Here is a 21179-nt window from a genome sequence, read left to right as displayed (position 1 = left end):
TTTTAGCGAATTAACGCCGTCTGATAAAACTGATTATTATAAAGTATATCTATAATAAATAGCTATTGCAATAGATAAACATTATATTTGTTGAGAATCAATTCAATAAGAATATTATGGCTACAGATTTTCAGCTAAAAAGAGAACAATTTAGTTCGCTTGCTTTTAAAATAAGGGTAGAGAACCTTGACTTTTTTAGAGGCAAAACACTTGCTAAAGTATACAGCATAGGCAAGAACGAAGATAATGTGCCAACACTTATTTTTGCAAAAAAAGATACTCCGAAAAATATTACGGATAAACTTACCGAAGCATTTAAAACGGTGTTCTTGTAGAAACCGTTTTTAGAGATAGTACAAAATGGCCACTTAGTAGTAAGTGGCCATTTTATTTTTGATAAATTAATTGCTTTTATGATATTTTTAACTTGCTATAGACTAAGCTTATATTTGCGTAAATAATCCATAGAAAAAGGCTATATTTGCAGTATTATAAATTATACACTCATTATGGCAACAGATTTTCAGCAAAAGAGAGAGCATTTCAGTTCACTTACACTCCAGATTCGCGACAATAACGTAGAGTTTTTTAGGGGTAAAACACTTTCTAAAGTTTTTATTATAGGTAAATCTGCTAATGACCTGCCTGCTTTACTTTTTCCAAGAAAAGATGTGCCAGAAGATATAAAAGGCCAGCTTAACGATGCATTTAAATCGGTTTTTTTAGATGCTGAATAAGTACTGAAGCTTTTAAAAAAAAAAGGGATCGTTTACAATAACGATCCCTTTTTTTTATGCCCGTTGGCTAAATGCACAAACAAAAAAAGAGATGCCGTAGCATCTCCTTTTCAATATCATAACATCCGAAAATTATAATCCAAAAGTAGCTTTTACTTTCTCTACGTAGTCCAGTTTTTCCCAGGTAAATAATTCTACCTCAAGTGTTTTAGTGTCGCCGTTAGGGGCAGTAAACGTTTTGGTAACAACCTCTGGCTTGCGGCCCATGTGTCCGTAAGCAGCAGTTTCGCTATAAATAGGGTTACGCAGTTTAAGGCGCTGCTCTATAAAGTAAGGGCGCATATCAAAAAGCACCTCTACTTTTTTAGCAATTTCGCCATCGGTAAGGTTAAGTTTGCTTGTACCGTAAGTATTAATGTAAATACCCATTGGCTTGGCAACTCCAATAGCATACGATACCTGTACCAAAATTTCTTCAGACACACCCGCAGCAACAAGGTTTTTTGCAATGTGGCGTGTAGCATAAGCCGCACTACGGTCTACCTTACTTGGGTCTTTGCCCGAAAATGCACCACCGCCGTGGGCACCCTTGCCACCATACGTATCTACAATAATTTTACGGCCGGTAAGGCCGGTATCGCCATGTGGCCCACCAATAACAAACTTACCGGTTGGGTTAATGTGGTACTCAATTTTATCGTTAAATAAATGGGCATAGGCAGGGTTGCTTTTAACTACCCTTGGTATTAGTATCTCTATAATATCTTTCTTGATTTTGGCCAGCATAGCAGGCTCATCATCAAAATCGTCGTGTTGTGTAGAAACCACAATAGCATCAATGCGCACAGGCTTGTTGTTATCATCGTACTCTAAAGTTACCTGGCTCTTAGCATCCGGGCGAAGATAGGTAATCTCGTTATTTTCGCGCCTAAGGGCAGCCAGCTCCTGTAACAGTTTATGAGACAGGGCAAGTGCCAATGGCATATACTCTTCGGTTTCGTTAGTGGCATAACCAAACATCATACCCTGGTCGCCTGCGCCCTGGTCTTCTTTGTTCTGGCGGTCTACGCCCTGGTTAATATCCTGAGACTGCTCGTGTATGGCGCTAAGCACACCACAAGAGTTGGCCTCAAACATATATTCGCTTTTAGTGTAGCCAATTTTTCTAATAACATCGCGTGCAATAGTTTGCACATCAAGGTAGGTTTTAGATTTAACTTCGCCTGCAAGTATTACCTGTCCGGTAGTTACCAAGGTTTCGCAAGCTACTTTAGATTCAGGATCAAATGCTAAAAAGTTGTCAATCAGTGCATCCGAGATCTGGTCAGCTATTTTGTCAGGGTGTCCTTCGCTTACTGACTCTGACGTAAATAAATATGCCATAGTTATAGTCTATAATTTTAGTAGAGAAAAGAGGTTGCAACGCAGCTAAAGGGAGGGAAGTCCTGCTTTAGCATTTTTTTTTGAGGTTGCAATCAGTACAAATCTTTCCTCTAATATATTTTGGGCAAAGGTATAAAACCTTATTGGAATAAAAAATGCGCTATCATTTTTTTTTACTTAACCATTTGTATACAATTCCTTTATTCTCAAAATGGGGATATTATGCATGGGTAAAATAAAAGCCGAAAAATAAATTAAAATAATTTTGGCTATGTAAAAAATAGTTCCGAAGTTTGTTATTCAAAATAAGTCAGTTATGAATTTTAATATTTGTCAGTGCGTCCTTTCGATGTGGAAACCTTCCGCAGGGGCTGCTATTGCATGATTTTAAAAATTACCAAAATATAAAATCAAAGCCCCTGCAATAAACGCAGGGGCTTTTTTGTTACTATAAAAAGAGATAATTAAAAAATGAGAATTTCAACCGTAAATAATTGCTGTAAACAGGTCATTTGTTCATCATCGTGGATGATGCAGATGCTGTATATGCAATTACCAAAACGGGCAACGTAATCTTAGTTTATATTTTAGATACAAAGGTCTTTTGGTAACATACTAAAAGGCCTTTTTTGTTTACAGCCAGTTCTATCATCAACCAAAAAAAATGCACATCATGAAATCTCAAAACATCAATGTACTTGGCTACACCGGCAACAACAGCCAGTTTGTAGTAAAAACACTCAACACCGATTTGCGGATAAACCAGAACTCAAAATTCCCGGAGTTGGGTGGGCCCAATCCGTACGAATATATACTGGCAGGCTTTGCAGGCTGTATCAATGCCCTTGGGCAGCTGGTAGCCGCAGAGCTGGGTATTAAGCTACGGTCTTTGCAAATAGAAATTACCGGCAGCCTTAATACGGTATCTGCAACACAAAGGCCGGGCTTTAATAGTATCGAAATTACTCTTAAGCCAGCCGCCGCCGCACCGTTAGAAGCCCTGCAACGATGGATAAAAGAGGTGCAGTTTAGGAGCCCTGTTTACGATAATCTGGTTAACAGCACCCCCGTAAACCTTAATTTATATAAAGATTATAGTGCCGTAAATTAAAGATAGTTTATAGTTTGTTCTAGTTTGTTTGTTTGGTTAGAGCTGCCTTTGTCTCGGCAACAAAGGCAGTTTCTTTTAAAAAGTTTAAAATTTAAAAAAAAACAAGAAAATATGCCCCAGATAATTAATATAGTGCTGTTTGGTATAGGTAATACCGGCAGTGCCCTGATAAATAAAGTAGTAAAAGGCAGCAAAAAGGCACTGCCCAATGCAGTACAACTGCGCTTTCCGGTAATAACCAACAGCACGGTTGCCTTTTTTGAGAAGGAGGGAGCCGATTATGCCTGGGAGGCCAACTTTATACAATTTGCTATACCCTTTAAGCTCGACGATGTGTTGGAATATGTAATAGATAACGATTTGCAGAACCTTATAGCGGTAGATGCCACCCCGAGTGCCGCCCTTGCGGCCGAGTATCCGGAGCTGTTGCGTACCGGCTTTAGCATTGTATCTATAAACGAGAGCCTGCCGTTTTTACCCGACAGTTTTGAGAAGGGTATAAAGTTTCTGGCAGACAGCCGTGGCCTTGCCCACCGCTTTATACGCACCGGCTTTCAGGATAAAGAGGCTGCCGCCGATGCTGTATACGATGCTATTTTAGACGTTGCCGGAAAGATTAAGGAATTGGTGTAGGCTAACTAAGCTGCGCTATCTGTAATTTTAAAAACAAATATTTTGCATTTGTTGGGCAGGTAGTCTACACCGGCTAAAAGTGCAGGGGCATTTTCGTTAGGTACAAGTTCCAGCGCTTTATCGGCAGGCAAATTTAAAACAGCTTTGGCAGTAGTGCGGGCGGTTTCTACACCATTAAGGTTGTTGTTAAAAGCCAGCTTATCGTGTTTAAAGCCGTTAACGTGCCACGATATCTTTCTTAATATGGTGTTTACGTGCTTTTTTCTTGCCATGTGCACATGCAGTAAATCGCTGTCGGCGTTTGGTTTTTCAACCCTTTTCCAGTAATCTTTAATGCCGCTGGTAACCCATGTGCTTTCGTCAGTATTCTCTATTTGAGTTGCATCACCTAACACAATTATATGAAACTGGTTACGGTCTTCGGCTAAAGAGGCATTAAGGTATGATTTAAATGTTTTCATTTTTTTTGGATAGGATTGATTAATCAGCAGTTATGTAATGGTAATGCCCGTTACATTTAGGTGCAAGTTTACGAATTAACCGCCACACAATTGCCTTTAAAAACAAATTTGCATTCTTGCAAATTATTGCATAAATTTGCAACGTTCTTTTACACAATGATATGTTATCACGAAAGGCAGAGGGAATAGACCCTATGAAGCCTTAGCAACCCTTTAAACTTTAAAGAAGGTGCTAAATTCTACTACGCACACGCGCAGATAGATAACTCAAGAAATAGTTCTCGCTATTTCTCTCCTAATTTTCATGATGACATACATACAATAGAACAGAACCGTTCAATCTTAGCTCGTCGGGCTCATAACCCGAAGGTCAGTTTTTTGGCTATAGCTTTTTTGTCCGTGTAATTTACGGTTTGGGGTAACCTGAAACCTGAAACTTTAAACCTGACTTGCTATGTCTAAAATATACAACGCGCTTAATAACCGTATACTCGTGCTCGATGGGGCAATGGGTACCATGCTGCAGCGCTACAATTTTTCTGAAGAAGATTTTCGAGGCGAACGCTTTAAAGATTTTCCGCATTCGTTAAAGGGTAATAACGATTTACTTACCCTAACCCAACCCGAAGCTATTAAAGATGTGCACCGCCAGTATTTTGCAGCCGGTGCCGATATTGTTGAGACCAACACTTTTTCTGGCACTACCATTGGTATGGCCGATTATCACCTTGAAGATATAGTTTACGAGTTAAATTACGAGTCGGCTAAAATTGCCCGCGAAGTAGCCGATGAGTTTGAAGCGCAAGACCCATCGCGCCCGCGCTTCGTAGCCGGATCTATAGGCCCCACCAACAGAACAGCCAGCATGAGCCCCGATGTTAATGACCCCGGGTACCGTGCCGTCACGTTCGACGATTTGCTTGTAGCCTACAAACAGCAGGTAAAAGCGCTGATTGATGGCGGTTGCGATGTACTGCTCGTAGAAACTATTTTTGATACCCTTAATGCCAAAGCGGCTCTTTATGCTATAGAGGAAGTAAAAGACGAATTAGGTATCGATATCCCTATTATGGTTAGTGGTACAATTACCGATGCTTCTGGCCGAACCCTTAGTGGGCAAACGGTAGAGGCTTTCCTTATATCAATATCGCATATTCCGCTATTAAGTGTAGGCTTTAACTGTGCCCTGGGGGCAGATCAGCTTAAACCGTACCTTAAAAGGCTGGCACACAATACATCGTTTAGTGTTTCGGCACACCCAAATGCAGGGCTTCCCAACGCTTTTGGGCACTACGACCAAACCCCCGAAGAAATGCAGGTGCTTATTAAAGAGTACTTGGATGATAACCTTATCAATATAATTGGTGGCTGCTGCGGCACAACGCCAGAGCACATAAGGCTTATAGCCGAAGTAGCTGAACAATACCAACCAAGGCAGTTGCCGGTTGTTAGTTGATGGTTGTCAGATTAGTTTGTGCATAAATAGTTTTCGGTTTAAAATGGATTATACAAAATTAGATGTTTGGCTTGAAGCCAGGAGGTTGACAAATATGATATACGAGTTTTCAAAATATTTTCCCAAAGAAGAAATATACGGTTTAACAAATCAGATCAGGCGTTGTGCCGTATCTGTACCTTCCAATATTGCCGAAGGTTGTGGTAGGCAGACCTCTAAAGACACTATAAATTTTCTCCACATTTCACGTGGTTCGTTATATGAATTAGAAACTCAAAGCTTTATAGCTTTAGATCAAAAATATTTAAACGAAATTCAATTCAATTCAATTTTCGAATTGATACAATCATGTAAAAGGTTACTGAATGGATTTATCAATTATTATAAAAAGCTGTAGAGAATGCCGATAGATGATTTTTTAGATCCAACAACCAACAACCAATCAGGAAAGGGAGTGTCTGGCAACCAACAACCAACAACCAACAACCGTTACCTAAAATTATCAGGCCTTGAGCCATTGATAGTAACCCCTGAGACTAATTTCGTTAATATTGGAGAGCGTACCAATGTAACAGGCTCGCGTAAATTTCTTCGTCTTATAAAGGAAGAAAAATATGAAGAAGCCCTGGATATTGCGCGTGCGCAGGTAGATGGTGGCGCCCAGATTATTGATATTAATATGGACGAGGGGATGCTGGATGGCGTGCATGCCATGACTACCTTCCTTAATCTTATAGCCTCTGAGCCCGATATTGCCCGTGTGCCGTTAATGATAGACAGCTCTAAGTGGGAAATTATAGAGGCCGGCCTTAAAGTGGCCCAGGGCAAGAGCATTGTTAACTCAATTAGCCTTAAAGAGGGCGAAGAGAATTTTATTGCCCACGCCAAAAAAGTTAAGCGCTACGGTGCTGCCGTTATTGTTATGGCTTTTGACGAATCCGGGCAAGCCGACACCTACCAAAGGCGTATTGATATTTGTAAAAGAAGTTATGATGTTCTTGTAGATAAGGTGGGCTTTCCGCCCGAGGACATTATTTTCGACCCTAATATATTTCCCGTGGCAACGGGTATGGAAGAACACCGCCAAAATGCAGTCGACTTTTTCCGTGCCACAAAATGGATTCGCGAAAACCTGCCCTATGCCCACGTAAGTGGTGGGGTAAGCAACGTGTCGTTCTCCTTCAGGGGTAACGATAAGGTACGCGAGGCCATGCACTCATCGTTTTTATACCACGCCATTCAGCACGGTATGGATATGGGTATTGTAAACCCTGAGATGATTGAGGTGTACGATGACATTGACAAAGAATTATTGGAGCACGTAGAAGATGTACTGCTCGACAGGCGCGACGATGCTACCGAACGCCTGCTTACATTTGCCGAAAATGTAAAAGGCGGGCCAAAAGTTACCGAAAAACAAGCCCAGGAATGGCGTGCCTTATCGATACAGGAAAGGCTTACGCATGCCCTTGTACGCGGTATAGACGAATTTATAGAAGTGGATATAGAGGAAGCACGCCTTGCAGCCTCTAAACCTATTGAGGTTATAGAAATTAACCTTATGACGGGTATGAATGTAGTGGGCGACCTTTTCGGTAGCGGTAAAATGTTTTTGCCACAAGTGGTTAAGTCAGCTCGTGTAATGAAAAAAGCGGTGGCTTACCTGTTGCCTTTTATAGAAGAGGGTAAGGGCAAAGGCTCATCGGCCGGTAAGGTGCTTATGGCAACCGTAAAAGGCGATGTGCACGATATTGGTAAAAACATTGTGGCTGTGGTGCTGGGCTGTAATAACTTCGAGATCATCGATCTTGGTGTTATGGTGCCACCCGAAAGAATTATAGAAGTTGCTGTTAGAGAGCAGGTAGATATTATAGGGCTTAGCGGACTTATAACGCCGTCGCTCGACGAAATGGTGTACCTGGCCAAAGAAATGGATAAGCTTAATATTAGCATCCCTATTATGATAGGTGGGGCAACCACCAGCCGTGCACACACTGCTGTTAAAATAGCGCCACAATACCGCGAAACCGTTGTGCATGTTAATGATGCAAGCCGTGCGGTAACCGTAGCGGGTAACCTGCTTAATAGGGCTACCAAAGGCGATTATACCAAAACAATACGCGCCGAATATGATACGCTTCGAGAAGGTTACCTTAACCGCTCGCGCGATAAGAATTTCCTTAATATAGAAGATGCCCGCCGTAATAAGTTAAAGCTCGATTGGGATGCTTTTACGCCTGTTACGCCAAATACAATCGGCATACAAACCATATATCCTAAACCGGCGGAGTTGGTTGAGTTTATCGACTGGACGCCATTTTTTCAAACATGGGACCTGCATGGTAAATATCCTGCCATTTTAACCGATGAGGTGGTAGGCGAGCAGGCCACGATTTTATTTGCCGATGCCCAAAAAATGCTGGTGCAGATGCTGGAAGAAAACTGGCTCGAAGCGCGGGGTATTTATGGTGTTTTTCCTGCATCGCAAATTAATGATGATGATATAGAATTGTACGACGAGAATGGTAAAAAGAAGGTAACGTTCTTAACGCTTCGCCAGCAGTCGCAAAAAACAAAAGGCGCACCCAACATTGCCCTGGCCGATTTTATTGCCCCTAAAGATACCGGCAAAACCGATTATATGGGCGCATTTTGTGTTACCACAGGTTTTGGTGTAGACGAAAAGGCTGCCGAGTTTGAGAAAGAGCACGACGACTACAATTCTATTATGGTTAAGGCTTTGGGCGACCGCCTTGCAGAGGCTTTTGCCGAATACCTGCACTTAAAAATCCGTAAAGAAATTTGGGGTTATGCTGCCGATGAGCACCTTAGCAACGAGCACCTTATTAAAGAAGAATACGCAGGTATACGTCCGGCTCCCGGATATCCGGCATGCCCCGATCACCTCGAAAAAAACACCATCTGGCAATTGCTGGATGTAGAAAAACAAATAGGTGTAACCCTAACCGAAAGCCTTGCCATGTGGCCGGCATCATCGGTATCGGGGTATTATTTCGGTAATCCGCAAAGTAAGTACTTTGGCCTCGGAAAAATAAAAGAAGACCAGGTTATAGACTACGCCAAAAGACGCAGCATATCAACAGAAATGGCCACAAAATGGCTTAACCCTAATATAGCAGATTAATTGGTTGTTAGTTGTTGGTTAACAGTTGCTGGACTTCCTCAGTCAGTAATTCTTAACCAACAACCAACAACCGGCAACCAACAACTAACGAAATGAAGGTAACCGAACATATAGAAAACGCCAACGGCAAAACACAGTTTACTTTTGAGATACTGCCTCCGTTAAAGGGGCAAAATATACAGTCTATTTTTGATAGTATCGATCCGCTTATGGAGTTCGATCCGCCGTTTATAGATGTTACCTATCACCGCGAAGAGTACGAATATAAAGAGCTGCCAAATGGCCTGCTGGAAAAAAAGGTAGTTAAAAAACGCCCGGGTACGGTGGGTATCTGTTCGGCTATACAGAATAAGTACCAGGTAGATGCTATTCCGCACATACTTTGCGGGGGCTTTACCAAAGAAGATACTGAGAACTTTTTGATAGACCTTGACTTTTTAGGCATCCAGAATGTAGTAGCCTTAAGGGGAGATGCCGTTAAAAGCGAGATGTATTTTAAGCCGGAGCGCGAAGGCAATAATTTTGCGACCGAGCTGGTTACACAGGTGGCTAACCTTAACAAGGGTATTTATCTGGACGATCATTTGCAAAATACATCGGCTACTAACTTTTGTATTGGTGTAGCCGGTTATCCGGAAAAGCACATGGAGGCGCCAAGTATGGATAGCGACATTTATTTCCTTAAACAAAAAATAAAAAATGGCGCCGAATATATTGTTACACAGCTGTTTTACGATAACCAGAAGTTTTTTGATTTTGTGGCAAAATGCCGTAAAGAGGGTATAACGGTGCCAATAATACCGGGACTTAAGCCAATAGCTACTAAAAAGCAGTTAAACCTTATTCCGCACCGTTTTAAGGTAGATATTCCTGACGACCTTATTATGGATGTGGTTCGTGCCAAAGACAACGATGCCGTTAAACAGGTGGGTATAGAATGGTGTATTGCCCAGAGTAAAGAGTTGGTTAAGGCCGGCATACCGGTACTGCACTACTACAGCATGGGTAAGCCCGACAACATCAAAGCTATAGCCAAAGAGATATTTTAATCGGATTTTCTATATTATAACAAAAGCCCTAATAGCGTAACTATTGGGGCTTTTGTTATAATTCTAAGCTATTAATATTTCTTTCAATTCCTTGTCAGAAATGTTGTGCTAATAAAATCTTCTGCATATTTTAATTCTAACTTCCTTACTTATGCAGGCGTACTTCGTTAGCAGAATCGGCTAAATCTTCCATTATTTTAGCTTTATCAGGGCTTGCTGTTTTGTTTTAACAAACGCAGCGAACTCATTCCGTAATTCCATGATAAATTTTGCCTTATTGTCTTTAATATCTAAAATAACTTTCATTCTGTAAGCTTTTTACAAATATACGAATTGTTTAAAATTCATTTCTTTTATATTTGCCGCTTCAAACCGTAAAATGAGGCACTTTTACTTTCTATTACTCCTTTTTCCCGCATTGCTTTTTGCCCAGGATAAACCTGAAGGCAGTTACACTGTAGATGTCAATTATTTTTACGGTAATATAATTCCGCACCGTAAATCTATCCAGCACCTTATTACAGAGCATCCGGAGGGAACAATAATAAGTTTTAACCGTAAAACGTTTGGTGCCGCCAAGTGCGAATCAGTATTCAATTTTCCTGATTATGGGGTGTCTTTTCACTATCAGGATATGAAAAACCAGGCTTTGGGCGAAATGTACGGCCTTTACGGGCATTACAGCTTTTACTTTTTAAACCGCAATATAATGTTTAGGGTAGGGCAGGGTATTGCCTACAATACCAACCCGTACGATAAGCAAACCAACTTTAGAAACTATGCCTATGGTGTGCACTTTATGCCGTCTACGTATTTTATGCTAAACTACAACAAGCAGGATATTTGGCAGGGTTTAGGGGTGCAGGCGGGCTTTATGATGGTGCACCACTCTAATGCCAGCATGCGTGCGCCAAACACCAGCACCAATACATTAGCCATAAACCTTGGGGTTAATTATACCTTTAACAGGAAAGAAACCAATATTTACGAAACCGCATTAGATGCAGCCGATTCAACCTATACAGAGCCTGTAAAATTCAACGCGGTATTTAGGGGTGGCTTTAACGAGAGCGATGTTATTGGCAGTGGTCAGAAAGCCTACTACGCTTTAGGTTTGTACGCAGATAAGCGTATTAGCAAGCACAGTACGTATCAGTTGGGGGTAGATGTGTTTTGGGCGCGTTACCTTAAAGAATACATTCGTTACCAGTCTATAGCTTACCCTGAACTGAATGTAGATGGCAGTAAAGATTACCGTAAAATAGGTCTTTTTGCGGGCTACGAATTGCGAATGGACAGGCTTGCGCCCGAAGCCCAGGTGGGTTATTATGTGTATTCGCCTTTTAATTCTACCGGAAGGCTTTACGAGCGTATTGGCTTAAAATATTATATTGCAGATTATGTGTTTGCATCGGTAGGGTTAAAAACACACGGCGCTAAGGCAGAGGTAATGGAGTTTGGACTGGGTATTAGACTATAATAATATGAATAAATTACGACTGATACTATTGATGATATTCCTGCAGCTTTTTACAGGCTGTAATAGCGAGAGTGCAAACGAGTGTATACGTACTGCGGGAGCAACTACCGTGTATGATGTACCGGTAACCGATTTTACTACCATATATTTATCTGTAGGTATAGAATTGGTAATAACCGAAGGGCCTGAACAAAAAGTTACCGTAAAAACCGGCGATAATATAATGGAGTATATTAGCGCTGAGGTTATAGGTACAGAGCTGCACCTAACCAACGCTAACAATTGCAACTGGGTGCACGATTATAACACCACAACGGTATATGTAACTACTCCGCATTTAGAAAAAATATACTCTGCATCGCAGTTTGCTGTAAAGTCAGATGGGGTGCTGACATTTCCAACGCTATCATTGCAATCGGGTATTTTTAACGAAACGGCGTCGGGTACTTTTGAACTGGAAGTAAACTGCGAAAACCTGACTATAGAAGATAACCAGTCGGCTTATTATGTAATTTCAGGCGCCGTAGAAAACCTGAATATTAATTTTTATGCCGGCGATGCCCGTTTTGAAGGATTGGATCTGATAGCCCAAAAACTGACTATTTTTCATAGAAGCAGTAACGATATTATTGCACGGCCACAGCAGGAAGTAACAGGCAAGCTTTTATCTACCGGTAACTTAGTACTAAAAAGCAATCCGCCAATAGTAGATGTAGAAAAGGTTTATACGGGTAGTGTGGTTTATGAGTAGTTTTGTTATGTTTTAGTAGTTGAGATTCCTCAACTCCGCTGCGCTTCATTCGGAATGACATGCGGTATATCATTTCGATGACAGGAGAAATCTTTTTCAGGATGGAGATTAATAATTATGAGATTGCTTCGTGCCTCGCAATGATGGTATGTAAAAAGTGCATAATCTTTACCCGCAACTATCGTTACTTTCCTTGGTAGGAATGTCGTCTTCGGGTTTTTTATCAGTGCTCTCTTTATCCTTGTCAAATTCTTCTTTCCACCAGGGTAACGCTCCTCCGCACATAATTATTTCTTTTTAGTCATTTCCCTAAACACACTTTCCAGGTTCTTGTTTTTCAGGCTAAGCTGTAAAGTTTTAAGTCCGTTATCGTGGGCAAAGTCAAATAAGGCAGGGCGCATATCAGTTTCTGTATCAAAAGTAAGCTCCCAGTTATTGGCGCGTGTATTTTTAACAGCAGTTAAATTAGGTATAGTAAGCAGTAACGCTTCGGCCACAGCCTTATCAAATTCAACCTCAATAATTTGTTCCAGTTTGGTATCCTTAACCAGGTTTTTAAGTTTCTTGTCGGTCACTATCTTTCCGTGATTGATAATGATAACACGGTCGCAAATAGCCTCAACCTCTTGCATAATGTGTGTAGAAAGAAAAACCGTTTTGTCTTTACCAATGTTTTTAATCAGCTCGCGTATTTCAACCAGTTGGTTAGGGTCAAGGCCGGTGGTAGGCTCATCTAAAATAAGAACTTCGGGGTCGTGCAGCAAAGCAGAGGCCAATCCCACACGCTGACGGTATCCTTTAGAGAGTGCGCCAATTTTTTTATGAGCTTCTGGTGTAAGTCCCGTAAGCTGTATAACCTCTTCTATACGGTCTTTTTTCACCTTATATACATCGGCATTAAAGGCAAGGTATTCGCGCACATACAGGTCTAAATAAAGCGGATTATGCTCCGGAAGGTACCCAACCGATTTTTGCACGGCCTTTTGCTGCGCATTTACATCGTTGCCATTAACCAGGGCTTCGCCGGTATCGGCATTAATATAAGTGGTCAGGATTTTCATCAGTGTCGATTTACCGGCACCGTTTGGCCCCAGGAAACCCACAATTTCGCCCCTTTTTATAGAAAACGAAACAGCATCTAAGGCTTTTTGCTCGCCATAACTTTTAGAAATATCCTTAACCTCTATTGACATAGTAACTTATTTTAAGCAAAAATACTAAGAAAAAACACGATGCACACAATCGTGCATTTAAAACGCACTAAAAAATATTTTAGCATGGCTTGTTAAAAATAATCGTACAATATTAGGTTGAATTAAAAAAATTACTACTTTAGCCAAATAGCAATACGCAAAATGAACACGACAGTATTTTTTAACACCTATTTTTATTTCTTCTGGAACGAGGACAGGGGTTGTATTGTTGTATAAGAACTTTAAAAGAAATTAAAACAATAGATATAATCCCGATGTAAATCGGGATTTTTTTTTGCCTAAAACGTATGGAAACAAAAATTGCAATACAGGGAATTAAGGGGTCGTTTCACCATCAGGTAGCAGGCGAATATTTTGGTGATGATGTAACGCTGGAAGAGTGTATGTCATTTCCCGTGCTGGTGCAAAGCCTTGTGCAAAGCCGTACAGGCCTTGGCATTATGGCGCTCGAAAACAGCATAGCAGGATCTATTATCCCTAACTATGCCCTTATAGACCACAACAACCTGCACATAATAGGCGAGCATATTTTAAACATCCACATGAATCTTATGGCTCTGGAAGGCCAAACGGTAGCCGATATAAAAGAGATACACTCGCACCCTATGGCCCTGTTGCAATGTAGTGAGTTTTTTGCAAAATACCCCGATATTAAACTGGTGGAAAGCGCCGATACCGCCGAAAGTGCCCGCCTTATCCGCGAAGGCAATCTTAAAGGTATAGCCGCAGTGGGTAGCCCTATTGCAGCGCAAATGTTTGGGCTAAGCATACTGGCAGCGGGCATCCATAACATAAAAAATAACCAGACGCGCTTTGTAATTATCAAGACCCAAAACAAGGCCATACCTAAAGAAGAGATCAATAAAGCATCGATTAAATTTGAGCTGGATGATACCCCCGGCAGCCTGGCAACAGTGCTTAATGTAATGAACAACTGCAAGCTGAATCTTACTAAGATACAGAGTATGCCTATTGCCGAGACACCGTTTAAATATTCTTTTTTTGTGGATGTTACTTTTGAGAAGTATAAGCATTACGAAAAAGCAAAGGCGATAGTAGAATTAATGACTACCCACTTTAAAGTGCTGGGCGAATACAAAAAAGGAAAAGCATAATGATAGCACCTGCAAAAAGGCTTGATGAAGTAAAAGAATACTACTTTTCAGGTAAATTACGTGAAGTGCGCCAAATGGTAGCCGACGGTAAAAAAGTAATTAATATGGGCATTGGCAGCCCCGATTTGCCACCATCTGAGGCGGTTATAGCGGCTATTAGCAGCGCTATGGCCGATGCCAAAGCCCACGAATACCAAAGCTACCAGGGCCTGCCCGAACTGCGCGAGGCAATTGCAGCATTCTACAGCAATCACTTCGGCGTAAGCCTTAGCCCGGCTAACGAGATTTTGCCGCTTATGGGCAGTAAAGAAGGCATAATGCACATATCTATGGCGTTTTTAAACGAGGGCGATAAAGTGCTTATCCCCAACCCGGGATACCCAACCTATACCTCGGCTACTAAATTAGTGGGTGCTGAACCGGTGTTTTATAACCTGTCAGAAACCAACAACTGGGAGCCTGATTTTGAGGCTTTAGAAGCGCAGGATCTTTCAGGGGTAACGATAATGTGGGTCAACTACCCGCACATGCCTACGGGTGCTAAGGGCAGCAGGGCAATGTTTCAAAAACTGGTGGACTTTGCAATACAACATAATATACTGTTGGTTAACGATAACCCATACAGCTTTGTGCTTAACGATGCACAACTGTCGCTTTTTCAGATAGAGGGTGCTAAAGAGGTGGCGCTGGAACTCAACTCGCTTAGCAAAACCTTTAATATGGCCGGTTGGCGTGTGGGTATGGTTATGGGTAACGCGCAACTTATTGATGCCGTGCTAAAAGTAAAGAGCAATATGGATAGCGGCATGTTTTACGGCATACAAAAAGGGGCTATTGCCGCCCTGCAAAGCGGAGCTGAATGGTTTACTGAGCTTAACAAAGTGTACGCCCGCCGCCGCGACCTTATTTTTAAGCTGGCCGATTTGTTGGGCTGTACGTATAATAAAGAGACGGCCGGTTTGTTTGTGTGGGCCAAGCTTCCGGCAGGGATTGATAATGCCGAGGCTTATGTAGATACCATTTTGTACGATAAACATATTTTTTTAACGCCGGGTACGGTGTTTGGCACTGCCGGCGAGGGCTACATACGCTTTTCGCTTTGCGCTGATGAAACAGTAATAACGGAGGCAATTAATCGGTTTTGAAAGTAGCAAAGTTACAGAGTAGCAGAGTACCAAAGTAACAAAGTAGCAAAGTCATAAGTTATAGTGGTGAGGCCGGCAACCAACAACTATCAATCAACAACCAAAAGGGCAACCAAGAACAACAAAATGAAAGTATACGTAATAGGATTAGGATTAATAGGCGGGTCGTTGGCGCTGGATATTAAGAAGGCATACCCTGAGGCGGTACTTTGCGGTATGGATGCCAATGAGAAGCACGTGGAAGAGGCCCTGCTCATGGGGCTTATAAGTCACGCCGCAGTTTTAGACGACCTAAAAGATGCCGACTGGGTAATTGTTGCGGTGCCGGTTAATACATTATCTGAAATTTTGCCGGATATCCTTAACTATATAGGCGAGAATACCATAGTTTTTGATGCCGGTTCTACTAAAGTCGCCATTTGCAAATCGGTAGAAAATCATCTGCGAAGGCGTAATTTTATCGCTACGCACCCTATTGCGGGTACCGAGTTTTCGGGGCCATCGGCAGCCATACACGGGTTGTTTAGCGGCAAGACCAACATTATTTGCGAGGTAGAAAAAACAGCCTTTAAGCTTCAGGAAAAAGCGCTGGAACTGTTTAAAGCACTGGGAATGCGCATCAGGTACATGGATCCCGTTTCGCACGATACGCACATTGCTTACGTATCGCACCTGTCGCACATCAGCTCGTTTATGCTGGGTAAAACAGTTATTGAAAAAGAAAAAGACGAGCGCGATATTTTTGATATGGCCGGTAGTGGTTTTGCAAGTACCGTAAGGCTTGCCAAGAGCTCTCCTACCACATGGGCATCGATATTTAAAGAAAATAAAAGTAATGTAAGCCAGGCATTGCAGCAGTACATAGCCAATTTACAGAATTTTCAGCAGCTGCTTGAAAATGATGACTACAACGGCATGTTTGAAGAAATGGAAAACACCAACAGGATAAAAAATATTTTAAACGGAATAAATTAAAAAGAAGAATTATGGAAAACAATATAGCACTCCGCACCTGGTTAGACGAATTTAAGTTAGACCACCCTTTGGTAATTGCCGGCCCATGCAGTGCCGAGACCGAAGAGCAGGTTTTAAAAATAGCCCACGAGCTTAAAGACAGCGATGTAAGCATTTACCGCGCCGGTATCTGGAAACCGCGCACCCGCCCGGGTGGGTTTGAAGGGGTTGGCGCCATAGGCCTAAAATGGCTGCAAAAGGCTAAAGCCGAAACCGGCCTGCTTATGGCTACAGAGGTGGCTAATGCTACCCACGTTAAACTGGCTTTAGAGCACGATATAGATGTATTGTGGATTGGCGCACGTACTACCGTTAACCCGTTTGCGGTTCAGGAAATTGCCGATGCCCTTGCCGGAACCGATAAAATTGTATTGGTTAAAAACCCTGTAAACCCGGATTTAGCCCTTTGGCTGGGTGGGGTAGAGCGTTTGTACAATGCAGGTATTAAAAAACTGGGAGTAATTCATCGTGGGTTTTCTACGTACGAAAAAACCAAGTACAGAAACATTCCGGAGTGGCAGCTGGCCATTGAATTGCAGAATAAATTCCCTGATCTGCCGCTTATCTGCGACCCGAGCCACATTACCGGTCGTAGAGATATGATTCAGGAAGTAAGCCAGCAGGCATTAGACCTTAATTACGACGGACTGATTATTGAAACGCATACCGATCCTGATAATGCATGGAGCGATGCCGCACAGCAGGTAACGCCAACCACGCTTAAAAAGATATTTGAAGACCTTAGGGTGCGTAAAGAAACCGGCCAGGGGCATGATTACGACAGCAAAATGGCTACCCTGCGTATTAATATAGACGATTTTGATAATAAAATAATCGAGATATTAGGTAAAAGAATGGCTGTTGCCGGGCAAATAGGTTCGCTTAAAAAAGAGTTTAACGTTGCCGTTTTACAAAACAGGCGCTGGAACGAGATACTGGATAAAATGACGGCACAGGGCGCAGAAAAAGGCCTGAGCCAGGATTTTATTGTAGATATTTTTAAGGCCATACACCAGGAAAGCATCAGCCACCAGGAAAAGATCATTAACACTAAGTAAGGTATTTTGGTGCTTGATACATTGGTTAAACTGCTTATCTTTGCCGTATGACAGGATTGGTGTATAAATCTACAGGAAGCTGGTATACCGTAAAAACGGAAGAAGGCACTACATACGAATGCCGTATAAAGGGCAAATTGCGCATAAAAGGCATTAAAAGTACCAATCCGGTTGCGGTAGGCGATGTTGTTGACTTTGATCTGGAGGAAACAACCGATACCGTAACCGGAATTATTACCAACATACAGGAGCGCGAAAATTATATTGTGCGTAAATCGGTTAACCTGTCTAAGCAAATGCACATTATTGCCAGTAATATAGATAAGCTATTTTTACTGGTTACCATAAACAATCCGCCAACTACAACCAGTTTTATAGACCGTTTTTTGGTTACGGCAGAGGCGTATGGTATTACGGCCATTATCGTATTCAATAAAATAGATACGTTTGATGAGGCAACAAGCGATGAGCAATTGTACCTTCAGTTTGTGTACGAACGTATTGGCTATAAGTGCTTAAGGGTATCATCGGAATCTTTAGAGGGTATCGAAGAACTTAAAGCCGAGATGAAGGATAACGTAAGTATGTTCTCGGGCCATTCGGGTGTGGGTAAAAGCACACTGGTAAACACCATTCAGCCGGAGTTTAACCTCAAAACCAAAAAAATATCGGTACAACACAGCCAGGGGCAGCACACCACCACCTTTGCAGAGATGTTCGACCTTGATTTTGGTGCCAAAATTATCGATACCCCGGGTATCCGCGGTTTTGGCATGGTAGATATGGAAAAGCCAGAGATCGGGCATTACTTTCCGGAGTTTTTTGCCATTAAAGACCAATGCAAATACCACAACTGCCTGCATAAAGACGAGCCGCATTGCGCTATAAAAGCCGCGTTAGATACCGATGAAATTGCCTGGTCGCGCTACCGTTCGTACCTGCAAATGCTGGAAGGCGAAGACGAGCATTACCGTACTGATATTTACGGCGAAGGCAAAAACCTTGATATGGAAGAATAATGAAGGCGGTATTACAACGTGTAACCGAAGCATCGGTAACTATAGAAGGCCAGAAGGTTGCCGATATTAACGGCGGGCTTTTAATATTGGTGGGTATAGAAGATGCCGATACTCAGGAAGATATCAACTGGCTTACGGCCAAGATTGCGAAACTCAGGATTTTTGGCGATGCCGATGGTGTTATGAATCTCTCGGTTCAGGAAACCGGCGGCGATATTATTGTGGTTAGCCAGTTTACACTGCATGCACTTACCAAAAAAGGCAATCGGCCATCATATATTAAAGCCGGAAGGCCAGAAGTTGCCATACCTCTTTATGAGGCATTTGTGCAACAAATGGAGGCAGAACTGGGCAAAAAAATACAAACCGGGCAGTTTGGTGCCGATATGAAGGTAGCACTTTTAAACGATGGACCTGTAACCCTGATAATTGATACTAAAAACAGGGAATAAAATTTTGACTTCTAATTAAATGGACTATTTTTGACCAAAATAGAAAATTTAACATGTTTTTAAGAATCTCCCTCTTTTTGCTGTTATTCTGTACGTTGCCTCTTGTTGCGCAAGACAATTATTCGGCCACCGGAATAAGCGATGTACTAAAAGAAAACGCCAATGCGGTAATACGCCTTGACCAGACCGATATTGTAATTTCGTCACGAAATTCGATGAACATAAAAACAACGCGTGTTGTAACCATTTTAAATGAGTTAGGCCTGACTTATATGAAAGCATCTGAGACTTTTAGCAAGCCCGGAGATATCAAATCTATTGAAGCACTTGTCTACAATTCTGAGGGGACACAGATAAAAAAGATAAAAAGAAAAGAGTTTAAAGAGCATTCGCTTTCAGAAGGGTCTGAAGTTTTAGATTACAAGATATTATACCTCGATTATACCCCCGTACAGTATCCTTTTACTTTAGTGTACACCAGCGAGGTGCAAACACCTAACACTGCATTTTTACCCACCTGGTCGCCTATGGAAGGACCGTTTGCAAGCATGCAAAAATCGGTTATAAACATTACTTACCCGGCCGGTTTGGGCTTTAAATATAAAGATTACAATTTTGGCGAAGTAGTACTTAATAAATCAGAGGCAGGCAACACCCTTAGCCTTAGTGCCGAAAATGTATCGGCTATACGGTCTGAAGAATATTCGCCATCATTATATAAAATAAGGCCGCACGTGCTTTTTGGATTAGAGAAATTTCATTTAGAAGGTGTAGATGGCGAGGCCTCAAGTTGGGAAGCCCTTGGTACCTGGATGAATAACAGCCTGCTAACGGGTACCGATATACTGCCTGTAGAAACGCAAAACAAAATCAAAGCCCTTGTGGGTAATGAAACAGACGATTTTCAGAAAGCTAAAATTGTATATAAATATGTGCAGGGCAAGACCCGCTATATAAGTATACAGTTAGGTATTGGCGGCTGGAAACCTATGGCCGCCAAAGATGTAGACAGGCTGGGCTATGGCGACTGTAAGGCACTTAGCAACTACACCCGCGCTTTGCTTAAAGTGGTTGGGGTAGAATCATACTACGCTGTTATTTATGGCGATAGGAACAGGCGCGATATTCGCGAAGATTTTGTTAGCATGCAGGGCAACCACGTTGTCTTGGCTATACCTTATAAAGGCGACTTAGTTTGGCTGGAGTGTACCAGCCAGATACACCCGTTTGGGTTTCAGGGCGATTTTACCGATAACCGTATGGCACTTATTGTAAAAAATGGCGAAGGCCATATAGTGCGTACCCATGTGTACGAGGGCAAAGGCAATACGCAGCTAAGTAAAGGCACCTACAATATTACCGATGCAGGTACCATAAACGGGTCGGTGCAAATAGTGTCTAAGGGCCTACAATATGATGATAAGTTTGTTTTCGAGACGCAGTCTCCGGACGAGTTGGATAAGATTTATAAAAGCCGCTTTAAGAACATTAACAACTTAAAGCTTAAAAAAATGGCACTGCAAAATAACGACAGCAGCCAGGAGTTTACCGAAGACCTTTCTATCGAGGCCGAGGGCTATTGCAATAAAAGTGGCAATAAGGTAATGTTTGCCGTTAATGCATTTAATCAGAGTTTTACCATTCCGCAAAGGTACCGCAGCCGCAAAATGCCGTTTGAAATTGCTAAAGGCTTTTTTGACCAGGACGAGATTACCATTAATCTGCCGGAAGGCTTTACTATGGAAGCAAGGCCAGAAAACATTATCATTACCGATAAGTTTGGCGAGTATACAACCGAATACCAGATGCTTGCCCCAAATAAAATGCTTTACAAGCGTACCCTTACTATTAACGAGGGCTACTATGCCAGCAGCGAATACGAGAATTACAGGCTTTTTAAAGAAAAAATAGCCCGTAATGATAATGCAAAAGTGGTACTGGTAAAAAGTAATTAAA

At 41.9% G+C, this 21179-nt stretch carries 20 protein-coding genes and 1 riboswitch; of the genes, 17 read left to right on the top strand and 3 right to left on the bottom strand.

What is annotated here, in order from left to right; all coding sequences use genetic code 11:
• Positions 1 to 116: 116 nt before the first annotated feature.
• Both G509_RS0105130 and G509_RS0105125 read left to right on the top strand, forming a co-directional pair.
• On the top strand, positions 117 to 335 hold the full coding sequence (locus tag G509_RS0105130; RefSeq protein WP_026990544.1) for a hypothetical protein: 219 nt from the start codon (positions 117 to 119) through the stop codon (positions 333 to 335).
• A 174-nt stretch (positions 336 to 509) separates the two neighbouring features.
• Positions 510 to 737, top strand: coding sequence for a hypothetical protein (locus tag G509_RS0105125; RefSeq protein ID WP_026990543.1), 228 nt, complete (start codon positions 510 to 512; stop codon positions 735 to 737).
• Between the two features lie 132 nt (positions 738 to 869).
• On the opposite strand, the gene metK is transcribed toward G509_RS0105125, so the two are convergent.
• The gene (gene metK / locus G509_RS0105120) at positions 870 to 2120 is read right to left on the bottom strand and encodes a methionine adenosyltransferase (protein ID WP_026990542.1); all 1251 of its coding nucleotides are present in this window, start codon (positions 2118 to 2120) and stop codon (positions 870 to 872) included.
• A gap of 673 nt (positions 2121 to 2793) precedes the next feature.
• Between metK and G509_RS0105115 the strand changes: the two genes are divergently transcribed.
• Together G509_RS0105115 and G509_RS22745 are read left to right on the top strand one after the other, a co-directional pair.
• Positions 2794 to 3231, top strand: a complete 438-nt coding sequence (locus tag G509_RS0105115) for an OsmC family protein (RefSeq protein ID WP_026990541.1) — start codon at positions 2794 to 2796, stop codon at positions 3229 to 3231.
• Between the two features lie 111 nt (positions 3232 to 3342).
• Positions 3343 to 3864 carry a hypothetical protein gene (locus G509_RS22745; RefSeq protein ID WP_131450704.1) on the top strand — a complete coding sequence of 174 codons (522 nt, stop codon included), beginning with the start codon at positions 3343 to 3345 and terminating at the stop codon, positions 3862 to 3864.
• Between the two features lie 5 nt (positions 3865 to 3869).
• Here G509_RS22745 and G509_RS0105105 read toward each other — a convergent pair whose 3' ends face one another.
• A complete protein-coding gene (locus tag G509_RS0105105; RefSeq protein WP_026990539.1) occupies positions 3870 to 4325 on the bottom strand; it encodes a DUF6367 family protein in 456 nt (151 codons plus the stop codon).
• Positions 4326 to 4486: 161 nt separating this feature from the next.
• Positions 4487 to 4594, top strand: a riboswitch (SAM riboswitch).
• A 185-nt stretch (positions 4595 to 4779) separates the two neighbouring features.
• Here G509_RS0105105 and G509_RS0105100 point away from each other — a divergent pair.
• The 6 genes from G509_RS0105100 (at position 4780) to G509_RS0105070 (ending at position 12206) form a co-directional block, all read left to right on the top strand.
• On the top strand, positions 4780 to 5781 hold the full coding sequence (locus tag G509_RS0105100; protein ID WP_026990538.1) for a homocysteine S-methyltransferase family protein: 1002 nt from the start codon (positions 4780 to 4782) through the stop codon (positions 5779 to 5781).
• Positions 5782 to 5824: 43 nt separating this feature from the next.
• Positions 5825 to 6178 (top strand): four helix bundle protein, encoded by a 354-nt coding sequence (locus G509_RS0105095; RefSeq protein WP_026990537.1) that lies wholly within the window; start codon positions 5825 to 5827, stop codon positions 6176 to 6178.
• A gap of 3 nt (positions 6179 to 6181) precedes the next feature.
• Positions 6182 to 8926, top strand: a complete 2745-nt coding sequence (metH, locus tag G509_RS0105090) for a methionine synthase (RefSeq protein WP_026990536.1) — start codon at positions 6182 to 6184, stop codon at positions 8924 to 8926.
• 92 nt (positions 8927 to 9018) lie between these two features.
• Entirely contained in the window at positions 9019 to 9975 is a 957-nt protein-coding gene (gene metF, locus G509_RS0105085) for a methylenetetrahydrofolate reductase [NAD(P)H] (RefSeq protein WP_026990535.1), read from the top strand.
• Positions 9976 to 10354: 379 nt separating this feature from the next.
• A complete protein-coding gene (locus G509_RS0105075; protein WP_026990534.1) occupies positions 10355 to 11455 on the top strand; it encodes an acyloxyacyl hydrolase in 1101 nt (366 codons plus the stop codon).
• Positions 11456 to 11459: 4 nt separating this feature from the next.
• On the top strand, positions 11460 to 12206 hold the full coding sequence (locus tag G509_RS0105070) for a head GIN domain-containing protein (RefSeq protein ID WP_026990533.1): 747 nt from the start codon (positions 11460 to 11462) through the stop codon (positions 12204 to 12206).
• Between the two features lie 287 nt (positions 12207 to 12493).
• Here G509_RS0105070 and gldA read toward each other — a convergent pair whose 3' ends face one another.
• Positions 12494 to 13399 (bottom strand): gliding motility-associated ABC transporter ATP-binding subunit GldA, encoded by a 906-nt coding sequence (gene gldA / locus G509_RS0105060; RefSeq protein WP_026990532.1) that lies wholly within the window; start codon positions 13397 to 13399, stop codon positions 12494 to 12496.
• A 308-nt stretch (positions 13400 to 13707) separates the two neighbouring features.
• Between gldA and G509_RS0105055 the strand changes: the two genes are divergently transcribed.
• From G509_RS0105055 to G509_RS0105025, 7 genes are all read left to right on the top strand, one after another.
• Positions 13708 to 14535, top strand: coding sequence for a prephenate dehydratase (locus G509_RS0105055; RefSeq protein ID WP_026990531.1), 828 nt, complete (start codon positions 13708 to 13710; stop codon positions 14533 to 14535).
• The gene (locus G509_RS0105050; RefSeq protein ID WP_026990530.1) at positions 14535 to 15680 is read left to right on the top strand and encodes a pyridoxal phosphate-dependent aminotransferase; all 1146 of its coding nucleotides are present in this window, start codon (positions 14535 to 14537) and stop codon (positions 15678 to 15680) included. The genes G509_RS0105055 and G509_RS0105050 overlap by 1 nt, the downstream gene beginning before the upstream one ends.
• 126 nt (positions 15681 to 15806) lie before the next feature.
• On the top strand, positions 15807 to 16655 hold the full coding sequence (locus tag G509_RS0105045) for a prephenate dehydrogenase (RefSeq protein ID WP_026990529.1): 849 nt from the start codon (positions 15807 to 15809) through the stop codon (positions 16653 to 16655).
• An 11-nt stretch (positions 16656 to 16666) separates the two neighbouring features.
• The gene (locus G509_RS0105040; RefSeq protein ID WP_026990528.1) at positions 16667 to 17752 is read left to right on the top strand and encodes a bifunctional 3-deoxy-7-phosphoheptulonate synthase/chorismate mutase type II; all 1086 of its coding nucleotides are present in this window, start codon (positions 16667 to 16669) and stop codon (positions 17750 to 17752) included.
• A gap of 47 nt (positions 17753 to 17799) precedes the next feature.
• Positions 17800 to 18771: a ribosome small subunit-dependent GTPase A gene (gene rsgA, locus G509_RS0105035; protein WP_026990527.1), complete on the top strand. Its 972-nt coding sequence runs from the start codon at positions 17800 to 17802 to the stop codon at positions 18769 to 18771.
• Entirely contained in the window at positions 18771 to 19223 is a 453-nt protein-coding gene (gene dtd, locus G509_RS0105030) for a D-aminoacyl-tRNA deacylase (RefSeq protein ID WP_026990526.1), read from the top strand. Before rsgA ends, dtd begins: the two co-directional genes overlap by 1 nt.
• Before the next feature lie 53 nt (positions 19224 to 19276).
• Positions 19277 to 21178, top strand: coding sequence for a DUF3857 domain-containing protein (locus G509_RS0105025; protein ID WP_026990525.1), 1902 nt, complete (start codon positions 19277 to 19279; stop codon positions 21176 to 21178).
• Position 21179: the final 1 nt, after the last annotated feature.

Origin of the sequence: Flavobacterium subsaxonicum WB 4.1-42 = DSM 21790 (assembly GCF_000422725.1) — a bacterium.
Lineage (GTDB): Bacteria > Bacteroidota > Bacteroidia > Flavobacteriales > Flavobacteriaceae > Flavobacterium > Flavobacterium subsaxonicum.
Note: the sequence above shows the minus strand (reverse complement) of the source record. Positions and strands in the feature narration are given on the sequence as shown.